Origin of the sequence: Campylobacter sp., assembly GCF_052170435.1 — a bacterium.
Classification (GTDB): domain Bacteria; phylum Campylobacterota; class Campylobacteria; order Campylobacterales; family Campylobacteraceae; genus Campylobacter_A.
In genome coordinates, this window is record NZ_JBQNAN010000020.1 from 26,888 (window position 1) to 35,365 (window position 8,478).

Annotated in this window: 11 protein-coding genes; 6 read left to right on the plus strand and 5 right to left on the minus strand. The window is 43.9% G+C overall.

What is annotated here, in order from left to right; translation table 11 throughout:
* Window positions 1-21 precede the first annotated feature (21 nt).
* The 3 genes from ACTTJF_RS08255 to ACTTJF_RS08265 all read right to left on the minus strand — a co-directional run bounded on the left by ACTTJF_RS08255 (window position 22) and on the right by ACTTJF_RS08265 (window position 1,554).
* Window positions 22-669 (minus strand): aminotransferase, encoded by a 648-nt coding sequence (locus ACTTJF_RS08255; RefSeq protein ID WP_442551540.1) that lies wholly within the window; start codon window positions 667-669, stop codon window positions 22-24.
* Window positions 666-1,007: an HMA2 domain-containing protein gene (locus tag ACTTJF_RS08260; protein ID WP_442551541.1), complete on the minus strand. Its 342-nt coding sequence runs from the start codon at window positions 1,005-1,007 to the stop codon at window positions 666-668. Before ACTTJF_RS08260 ends, ACTTJF_RS08255 begins: the two co-directional genes overlap by 4 nt.
* 109 nt (window positions 1,008-1,116) lie before the next feature.
* Window positions 1,117-1,554, minus strand: coding sequence for a Fur family transcriptional regulator (locus ACTTJF_RS08265; protein WP_442551542.1), 438 nt, complete (start codon window positions 1,552-1,554; stop codon window positions 1,117-1,119).
* Between the two features lie 160 nt (window positions 1,555-1,714).
* Here ACTTJF_RS08265 and ACTTJF_RS08270 point away from each other — a divergent pair, with 160 nt between their 5' ends.
* Complete coding sequence (locus ACTTJF_RS08270; RefSeq protein ID WP_002945385.1) at window positions 1,715-1,924, plus strand: hypothetical protein; 210 nt, start codon at window positions 1,715-1,717, stop codon at window positions 1,922-1,924.
* 29 nt (window positions 1,925-1,953) lie between these two features.
* On the opposite strand, the gene ACTTJF_RS08275 is transcribed toward ACTTJF_RS08270, so the two are convergent.
* A complete protein-coding gene (locus ACTTJF_RS08275; RefSeq protein WP_442551543.1) occupies window positions 1,954-2,619 on the minus strand; it encodes a lipid-binding SYLF domain-containing protein in 666 nt (221 codons plus the stop codon).
* A gap of 92 nt (window positions 2,620-2,711) precedes the next feature.
* Between ACTTJF_RS08275 and ACTTJF_RS08280 the strand changes: the two genes are divergently transcribed.
* The 5 genes from ACTTJF_RS08280 to ACTTJF_RS08300 all read left to right on the plus strand — a co-directional run bounded on the left by ACTTJF_RS08280 (window position 2,712) and on the right by ACTTJF_RS08300 (window position 6,296).
* Window positions 2,712-3,551, plus strand: coding sequence for a M23 family metallopeptidase (locus ACTTJF_RS08280; RefSeq protein WP_442551544.1), 840 nt, complete (start codon window positions 2,712-2,714; stop codon window positions 3,549-3,551).
* 54 nt (window positions 3,552-3,605) lie between these two features.
* Complete coding sequence (locus tag ACTTJF_RS08285; RefSeq protein WP_442551545.1) at window positions 3,606-4,052, plus strand: DUF1104 domain-containing protein; 447 nt, start codon at window positions 3,606-3,608, stop codon at window positions 4,050-4,052.
* A gap of 270 nt (window positions 4,053-4,322) precedes the next feature.
* The gene (locus ACTTJF_RS08290; RefSeq protein WP_442551546.1) at window positions 4,323-4,985 is read left to right on the plus strand and encodes a response regulator transcription factor; all 663 of its coding nucleotides are present in this window, start codon (window positions 4,323-4,325) and stop codon (window positions 4,983-4,985) included.
* On the plus strand, window positions 4,978-5,136 hold the full coding sequence (locus tag ACTTJF_RS08295) for a hypothetical protein (RefSeq protein WP_442551547.1): 159 nt from the start codon (window positions 4,978-4,980) through the stop codon (window positions 5,134-5,136). Before ACTTJF_RS08290 ends, ACTTJF_RS08295 begins: the two co-directional genes overlap by 8 nt.
* Complete coding sequence (locus ACTTJF_RS08300) at window positions 5,124-6,296, plus strand: sensor histidine kinase (RefSeq protein ID WP_442551548.1); 1,173 nt, start codon at window positions 5,124-5,126, stop codon at window positions 6,294-6,296. The genes ACTTJF_RS08295 and ACTTJF_RS08300 overlap by 13 nt, the downstream gene beginning before the upstream one ends.
* A gap of 154 nt (window positions 6,297-6,450) precedes the next feature.
* On the opposite strand, the gene ACTTJF_RS08305 is transcribed toward ACTTJF_RS08300, so the two are convergent.
* The coding region (locus ACTTJF_RS08305; RefSeq protein WP_442551549.1) for a hypothetical protein at window positions 6,451-8,478 on the minus strand (2,028 nt) is incomplete at its 5' end.

Sequence of the window (8,478 nt, forward strand, 5' to 3'; positions counted from 1 at the left end):
TTTTATCCTTTGTGTTGAATTTTATTCTTTATCTTTATTTTTGTCTAAATTTTTACTTAGCATCATGCTGGCTAGTCCGCCTAGCGCTAGTCCGCCGAAAAACGAAAAATTCGGATTATTTAAAAGCGCGATAGCGTCCTCTTTGCTGCCTTGCCCCGAGCTTATACGCTCTAGCGTTTGGCTGATTTGCTTAAAGCTATCCGAATCAAAAGCGTTTAAGATATTGTCACTCGGATTTTGAGCTGTTTGCGCCTGCTTCTCTTGGCTTACGTTACCCGCACCTTGAAACTGCGCGGCTAAAATTTGAGCTAGCCTTGCTTTTAGAGCCGGGATGTATTCGTTATTTGACGTAGCCCAGAGCCTAAAGCAGACGTCTTTAAAGTTTTCATCGCTCAGGCTGTCGGTCAAATTTTCATAAAACGCGTTTAACTCAAGCTCGTAGTTTAGGGCTTTTATAAAGCAAGCGTCAAGATCCTCGCACGCCAAAGTGCAAAAAACTTGCGGGTCGGCAGGATCTGCGTATGGCTTTAAAAGTTCTAGTCCGCTTTGCCTAACCGCTAAAATTTGATCAAAAATTTCATCTTTTTTGCAGACATTTTCGTAAAATTTAATGCCCTGCGACTCTAGTAAAAACACCGCATTTGCGGCTTGCTTTAGCTCTTCGTTCATCTTGCGCCGCCGGTAGCTTTTTGAGCTAGATTATTGATGAGGGCTGAAATTTCGTGCAAATTTTGGCCTTTTAGCAGATCGTCCCACATCTTTTTCGGGAAAATTTCGTGGTCGTATTCGATCGTTGCGGAGCCGATTAGCTTGTTAAATTTGACGTTTTTTATGCCGTCTATTTGCTTGATCGTTTGATCTATTTTTTCTAACGACAAGCTGTCCGCTTCTTTTTTGATATCGCTGCTGACGCGGACTCTTAAACGGCCTGCGACGTGGTGGATCGGCGTAAAATACGAAGCTATGCGTAAGACTAACTCCGATGGTATATGTGGCGCTGCGCTCATGTTTCTCCTTTGTTTTTTGGCGTATTATCTATTTGTCACGCTTAAATTTAACTTAAACTTTTTTGCATATCGTTATCAAATCATTTTTGATAAAGAGGCGCAAAACAGGCTATTTGTTTTGGCACTTTGGACAAATTCCGTATAAAATCATCGCATGGCCTTCGAGTTTAAAGCCTGATTTTTTACAAATTTGATCTTGTTTCTCTTCTATATATTTATCGAAAAAACTCTCCGCCGCGCCGCATTTTATGCAGATTAGATGGTCGTGATGCGACTTTAAATTTAGCTCGAATTTATTTATCCCGTTCTCTTCAAAGCTTAAAACGAGACCGAAGTCCTGCAAAAAATTTAAAAACTGATAGATCGCCGTGAGGCTCACGTTTCGTCTAAATTCGCTTTTGATCTTGGTTTGTATCTCGCTTGCGCTAAGATGCTCGTCGCTGGAAAATAAAATTTTTAAAATTTGCTCTTTTGCGGCGGAATTTTTATATCCGTAATCCCGTAAAAGCTCTAAAAATTTCATATAAAATTTATCAAAAGTGTGCATTTTGCCGCCGTTTCAGCCGATTAAAATTACTTTTTATTATAGTAAAAAAAGCTGATAATGCGATAAATTTAAGACCAATTCTCAAAAAAATGGAAATTTTGACTAAGCGGTTATAAAGGTTATTTTGGCATAATTCCGCAAAAATTTTAAAAGGGAAGCCATGACGTACGACGAACTAGAGCTTGAGGCGGTTTTGCTAGAGGTTTTGGAAAACCGAGGCAATTTTGAATCGCTTGACGATGAAGAGCTTTTCGAACTTATCGAAGAGGTCGCAAAATATACCGACGGAGATTATGAAGAGGCGTTTGAGTATATGACTCAGTTTTCGCCGATTAATAAAAAAAGATTCGTCTCTCTTTATACGGTTTAGCCGCTAGGCCAAACCGTTTTTCTGCTTAATCATTTAAAATATTTATTTAATACTTCTTTTAGCGTTTTTGTATATCTTGAGTCTTTTGGAGAGTTGTTGTAGATATCTTCCATATCGTACATTCTGTCATAATAATCATACGTAGCCTCTTTATCGACCGCTATTAAAGACGTGTTTATGCTAACGCCTGCAAAAAGACCCCTGCTTTTACCTCTTAATGTAGCCCAAGCTGAAATTTCAGGTAGATCGGTCATAACGCCCGCTTTTTCGCCTGCACCTAGTACCACGGCATCTGCGCTAAGATCAATTTGACCTTTGCCGTTTATTAGTCCGGCATATGACCTTCTTGATTTAAAGAGTATAACAAGGTCGGTTGATTTATAGCCGCCCTGTAGACCTATACCGCCGCCTTTAAAATTTATAAATATCGGACTGCTCCACTCGTTGTCATCGTTTCTGCCGACAAATATACCATCTCCAGTATGCGTTGTCACGACTAGTCCGCCGCTAACTACTTCAGGGATGACCATGATGCCTCTTATTTCGCTAGTGTCTTTTAAATTTAGCAGTTTTCTAGAGCCTAGATCGTTTAAGATATCAAACGAAGTTCGCACTTTTTGATTTTGCGTAAAGTCTGCATAAGCAAGCTGCCCCAGCAAAAGCACACAAGCCGCAAGTTTTAAAAAACTTTTCATTTTCGTTTCCTTTTTCGTAAAATTTACCCGCTATTATAGTATTTTTTTATTAAATTTAAAAATTATTCGTTAAAGTTACGTACAGGATGTAAATGAAAAAAATTATTTTAGCCGTTTTTATTTGTTTAAATTTGAGCGCAAAAGGACAGGGCGGCGCGCCGAGCGAAACTCAGACGATCGTAAGCGGCGACGTCGAGATAGTACAGGTGGAGGCTAAATTTGCCGGAAATTTAAGCATTGACGGCAAGAAAAAGCGCTGGCTTAGCGTACCGGGGGATGAAAATTTAAAATTTGCCATCGTCGCCGCTAGCTACCGTCAAAAGGGCGAAATAAAGCTAGTAAACGGGCTTAAAAGCGGCGATGAGACGATAGTTTTTAAGATCGTAGAGGGCGAATATAAAAAAGAAAAAATAACCGTCGAGGGTAGCAAGGTAACGCCGCCAAAAGACGTGCTAAAGCGTATCAAGGAGGAGCGCGAGGAGGCGAATAAAATCTACGCGACGGCTAATGTCGGGCTAAAATTTGACTCCAAATTTATCCTGCCGATGAGTTCTGCGGTCACGAGTCCGTTCGGTACCGCGCGCGTATTTAACGGTACTTTAAAGAGCTATCACGGCGGCACGGACTTTAGAGCGGCGGTCGGCTCATCGGTGATTGCTGTAAACGACGGCGTAGTTGTCATCGCAAAAGATCGCTACTACGCTGGCGGATCCGTGGTGATCGATCACGGCGAGGGCATTTATACGCAGTACTATCATCTAAGCGCGCTAAACGTCAAGGTCGGACAAAGCGTCAAAAAAGGCGACATCATCGCGCTTAGCGGCGCTAGCGGGCGAGTGAGCGGGCCGCACCTGCACTTTGGCGTGATCGCCGGCGGCGTGCAGGTAAATCCGATAAATTTCGTCAAAAAAATCAACGAAATTTTAAATTAACATTTTTTTCACGACTTTTCTTTAAACTTCGCTCATCTTTTTAAAGGAGAGAAAATGAAAAAAGTAATTTTGATTAGTATGTTGGTTGCGGGCGGGCTTTTTGCCGCTTCGCTTGAAAATAGCACGAACGACGAGCTTTATAAAATGGTCGCAAACGCCGACGCTAAGACGCTTAGCGAGGTAGCTTTTGAGATAGATAAGCGCGCGGGCAAGCTAAAATTTGAAGCCAAAGAGGCTAAACGCGGGCTAAAGGCCGAAATCAGAAAGAAGTTTGACGCGATGAGTATCGCCGATAGAGAGCGGTTTATGCGCGAGTTTAGAAGCGGCTATAACGCCCAAGTGGGCGCGCTAAGCGTGGCGGAGGCAAAAAAGCTTGATATCGAGCTAAAAGACGGCGATGACGACGATGATCTGCACAAGAAATTCAAGCGCGATTTTAAGGGCGGGTTTATAAAAGATAAAGACGGCAAAGGGCCGCATATGCCGCAAAATAAAGAGTAAATTTGGCTTTTGCGGGGCGGATTTTAGTTTAAATTTTCGCGAAAATTTGCCCCGCTTTTTACAAATTTAAGCACTTTGGCGACGACGTAAATTTATGAAATTTTACCCTGGAATTTAGATGAAATTTGATAAATTTACGCAGGATTTATTTGCAGCTAAATTTGAGCGCTCTTTGAAAATCTCGGATGCAAACTAGCCTTACAAGCAGGATAAATAAAACCCGAAAATCAAGCGGATAAAACGACAAAAACAAACGAAAACGGAGCGAAAATGAGTAAAATTTTGATCGTCGAGGACGAAAATATGCTGCTTGAGATGATGTGTGCGTACTTGCAGGCTCAGGGCTACGAGACGGCGGGCGCGAAAAGCTACGACGATGCGTTAAATTTAGCCTACGAGAGCAACTTTGATCTTTGGATATTTGACGTCAAGATCATCGGCGGTAGCGGCTTTGCGCTACTTGGGGAGCTACGAAACGCGGGCAAAAACACGCCTTGTATATTTACGACCTCGCTAAATACGCTTGATGACGTGCAAACCGGCTTTACTAGCGGCTGCGACGACTACATCAAAAAGCCGTTTGAGCTAAAAGAGCTGCATCTGCGCGTACAAAATTTGCTAAAACGCACCTTCGTGCATAACAAAAACGAGTTGGTAAATCTGGGCGAAAATTTGGGCTTTGATATGAATCAAGGCTTACTGTTTCGTGACGGCAAGGCTGTCTCGATGCCTAAAAAGCAGTCTAGGCTGCTAGCGCTTTTACTTAAAAATCAGGATAAATTTTTAAGTAGAGAGGAGATTTATTCTCAAATTTGGGATTATGACGAGAGCCCTAGTGAGCTTAGCCTGCGCGTTTATATCGCGGAGCTGCGTAAAATTTTAGGCAAAGAACGAATCGTCAGCGCATCAAAGCTAGGCTATAAATATGTCTAAGCTTTTTAGCGCAAATCAAAGGCAAAGAGCATGGCGCGGGTTTGAAATTTCATCCAAATTTACGCAAGATTTTTGCCGTTTTAGGCTTCAAAATTTACGTCCGCAAGATAGCCGCAAATTTAACCCAAAAGGCGACAAATGCCACTTCTAAAATTAGCCAAAAAAGCCTTCATTGCGCTCTTGGACCGTCAAATTTTACCTATTTTTTTACTTTATTTTATCACGAGCGCCGCATTTTTGGTCTTTTTCGCGCAGATGTTTTATGAGCGCGAGAAGCATTTTATCCTAGACCGCGACGTATTTATCGTGCGAGATTTGCAGCATCACCTGCAAAATAAACTACAAAAAAACGGCGAGATAGACGACGATGATTTCGACGACGTCGAGGCTTTTGCCGTAAATTTAAAAACGGGCGAGGAGATCGAGGACGACTTTGAGCCGCGCGAAGGCATGCCGAGCAGATACAAGGACGGAACGAGCTCGGTGGTGCAGTTTTATCTCAAAAATCGCCTCGGCGAGGAGGAGTACTACGTCGCGGTCAAGGTCGCGGATCCCGATTTTGCGATCTTTACGCTAAAACTCAAGATAATATTTTTCTCGTTTATGATACTGCTTGCTATTTTAGTCATAGCTTATTTTATCATCCGACTTTCGCTGCGTCCGCTTTACCGCCGCATCGACTTTTTAAACGGCTTTATCAGGGATACGACGCACGAGATAAACACGCCTCTTAGCGTTATTTTGATGAGTATCGAGATGTTTGAAACCGATCCGAAAAAATATCTAAACAACATAAAAACCGCCTCCAAAACGATTTCGACGCTATACGAGGACCTCACGCTAGTAAAGCTTAGCGGCAAAGAGGACGGCGCGGCGACGAGCTTTAGCCTAAGCGAGCTGGTGCGCGAGAGGATCGGGTATTTTGGGCTAAATTTGGAGCAAAAAAATATAAATTTAAACACGCAAATTGCTGAAGTGCAGCTACGCTCATCCTACAAAAAAACGCGAAAAATCATCGACAATCTACTAAGTAACGCCATAAAATACTGCGACGAAAACGGCTCGGTAAGCGTAAATTTAACCCCCGCCGCGCTCGCGATCTCAAACAGCGGCGCAGGCATCGCAAAAGAAAATTTGCCGCGGATTTTCGAGCTTTACACGCGGTTTGACGAGCGAAATGGCGGCTTTGGCATCGGGCTTCATATCGTTAAAACTTTTTGTAAGGAGCTCGGATTTAAAATCTCGTGTAAAAGCGGCGAGGGGCTAACGGAGTTTCGCGTGGAGTTTAGCGGGAACGCGACGAAAATTTAAGAAGGCGGCGGCAAGTCTATTTTTCTTGGACTTAAATTTAAGGCGCCAAATTTAAACCGTCAAATTTGACTTAAAAATACTTGATTTAAATTTGCTAGCGCCGTCAAATTTAGTTGCGCAATGTTGCCAAATCGCTAAACTTAAATTTGGCGTATCAAGGCAGAATATCGACGTTTATTTCGTTTTTGACCTCTACGGTTACGCTTTGGGTCGTGCCGTTATATTCGGTGTATTCCGCGCCTACGTTTCCTTGGGTAAAGTTTTTAAGGTGCAGCGTATCTCCGCTATCACCGTCTATCCTTAGCCTGTTGTTGCTATCCGTCATATCAAGCACGTCTTTGGCAGTTATCGTGGTTTCGACGTTGTTTTCGGCGCCGCCTAGCTCGAGTTTTTCAAAGTCTTTAACCTTGCTAAAGTCTATGTTTTCGGAGATGTTTAGCGTATCTTCGCCGTCGCCGCCTTTTATGGCGGAGGTTGTGATGTTTGCTCCTTTTTCTATCACGACTTTGTCGTTGCCCTCGTCGCCTCTTATTTCGGAATAATTATCAAAATTCGCTCCGGCTTTTATGTTTATGGTATCGTCGCCTCTGCCCCCAAATATCACGGAGTGTGAGACGTTTGCGCCGCCGTTTACGTTTATGGTGTCGTTGTCTTCGCCTCCGGCTATGCGTGAGCCGTTTTGGATCTGCGCGCCGCTGTTGATATGTATTTCGTCGTCTCCTTCGGCGGCGTTTATCTGGGCTTTATCAAGGATCGCTCCGTCGTTTACGTTTATAGCGTCGTTGCCCGTACCGGTGTGTATGTAGGTGCCTTGTTTAAACTCGGCTCCGCTGTTTAGCGTTACGACGTCTTCGCCTTTGCCCGTGCCTATGCCGGCAGAGTTTCCCGATGTAGTAGCGTTTTCAAAGGCGCTATTAGAGATGGTTACTTCATCGTTATCATCCTCCATAAATAGCTCGGAATTTACAAATTTAACGCCGTCTAGCTCGATCTTTTCCTCGCCTGCGCCTGTATTTACGGCGACGTTGGTGAGCGTTACGCCGGATTTTATATTGATGTTATCGTTGCCTGCGTATGTTGATATGATGGAGTCGTTTCTGTTGTTTGTGGAGCCGGTCATGTCGGATTCTATATTTATCGTATCGGCGTCTTTTCCCGTCGTTACTCTAACGTCTTTAAAGGTAGAATTTTGCCCCAATGTTACCTTGTTTTCTCCGTTGCCCGCGATGATATCTACTTTTTCTAATGCGGAATTTTCAACCATTATGATATCGTCGCCTTCGTCGGTATCTATCGCGGCTTTTGAGCCGCCTTGCCCTTTGATGGCTGAGTTTTTTATAGCTACCGTATCATCGCCCGCGCCGGTATGCAGTTCGGAATTTTCGATGACGCCTTTTATGTTTACGATATCGTTGTCTTCCTCGGTGTTGATACTGGAGTTACCGGTAACTTGACCGTTTATGTTTACGACGTCGTTGCCGGAGCCGGTATTTGCGACGAAATGATTCTTGATGTGGCCGCTAAGATTTAGCGTATCGTCGCCCGTGCCCGTATTTATATGCTTGCCGTCGGTTTGCGCGTTTCCTTGTATGCTTAGATAGTCGTCGTGGTCTATTATTTTGCCCGTTGCGCTAGAGCTTATTATCTCGGCATTGTCCGTGGTGACGGTTAGGGTTAAATTTCTAGAGAAGTCCTTGTAGGTTACGCCGTAGTCTTCGTATTTAACGCCGTTTTCATCTAGTTTTGATTCGCCCTCTACGCCTTGGTTTTGATTGTCGCTCTGTGTCGTTGGAGTGCTGGATAAATTTACGCCGTCGTGCCCGTCGTTATCTATGACTTTTACTCTTATTTGAACGCTGTTTATATTGTTTGCGTCGGCGACGGTTACTTGATTTCCGCTGGTCCAGCTTAAGCCGCCGTCGGTCGAATACTGCATAGAACCCGCCTCGTAATCCACGCCCGCCGTACCGCCGCTTAGGCTAAAATTTAGCGTAGTCGCTCTAGCTTTTAGGGCGCTTCCTATGGATAAAGCAAACGTCAAATAATCACCAGATCCCTCCATGACATCGCTTAGAGCTCTTACTTGTAGAGCTTTGGGAACTGGCGTCGGAGTCGGAACTGGCGTCGGAGTCGGAACTGGCGTCGGAGTCGGAACTGGCGTCGGAGTCGGAACTGGCGTCGG